2 protein-coding genes are annotated in these 1090 nt (G+C 37.2%); both read left to right on the forward strand.

Going from position 1 to position 1090, the window contains the following annotated elements; all coding sequences use genetic code 11:
• Positions 1-506: Type 1 glutamine amidotransferase-like domain-containing protein (locus tag DW059_RS15620; RefSeq protein WP_117699393.1), on the forward strand; the 506-nt coding region annotated here is incomplete at its 5' end.
• 54 nt (positions 507-560) lie between these two features.
• A complete protein-coding gene (locus tag DW059_RS15625) occupies positions 561-1079 on the forward strand; it encodes a ClbS/DfsB family four-helix bundle protein (RefSeq protein ID WP_117699394.1) in 519 nt (172 codons plus the stop codon).
• Positions 1080-1090: the final 11 nt, after the last annotated feature.

The following is a 1090-nucleotide window of genomic DNA, read 5'->3' on the forward strand; positions in this document are numbered from 1 at the left end:
TGCGTGAAGGCTACACCGGTTATGTCGGCTCGGCTCGAAAATTATTCAAAAAGTTGGGAGCAATCGTAACTGAAATTGATATTTCAACGGAGGCTTATTCAACGATACAGTCTGTTTTTGAAGATGCAGATGTGATATATTTTACCGGCGGAAATTCTTTCTTTCTTATGGACCAACTCCGTAAAACAAGAACTGATGGGTTGCTGAAAAAGGAATTGGTAAATGGAAAATTGATGATCGGCGAGTCGGCAGGCGCAATTATATGCGCTCCAAGCATCCAATATATCGAGCAAATGGATGAAAAGCCGGAGGACTACTCACAAGAAGATGATGCAGGGCTTGATTTGATTGATTTCTATGTTCTTCCGCATTATCTTACAGCACCATTTAAGAAAGTTACCGAGAAAATAATGACTGAATTTTCGGATTTGAATCTATGCCCTATTAACAACCATCAGGGAATTGTAATTGATGGTGAAGGTTCAAGGGTTATTTGCAAAGACTAATTTGAAAAATCCTTTTTTTGAAACTGGAAAATCGGAAGCTGAGGAGATAGACTATTGAGAACATATGAGAATAAAGACGAGCTTAAAAACGAGATAAATAAAAGCTTTGCAAAGTATATTTCAGAATTTAATGATATTCCGGAGCATTTAAAAGATAAGAGAATTGATGAGGTCGATCGAACTCCGGCAGAAAATCTTGCTTATCAGGTTGGCTGGACAACTCTTGTTATTAAATGGGAATCAGACGAAAGAAAGGGTATTCCTGTCAAAACTCCTTCGGATAATTTTAAGTGGAATCAGCTTGGCGAATTATATCAATGGTTCGCAGATACATATGCTCAGCTGTCACTGCAAGAATTGAAAGACAGATTGAATGAGAATATCAACTCTATTTATGTAATGATTGATTCTCTGAGTGAGGAAGAATTATTTAAACCACATATGAGAAAATGGGCTGACGAAGCAACTAAAACAGCTGTCTGGGAAGTATACAAATTCATACATGTTAATACAGTTGCTCCGTTCGGAACCTTTAGAACCAAGATTAGAAAATGGAAAAAGATTGCACTATAACTTCCAGTTTG

Origin of the sequence: Roseburia sp. AF42-8, from assembly GCF_003435965.1 — a bacterium.
Classification (GTDB): Bacteria; Bacillota; Clostridia; order Lachnospirales; family Lachnospiraceae; genus Roseburia_C; species Roseburia_C amylophila.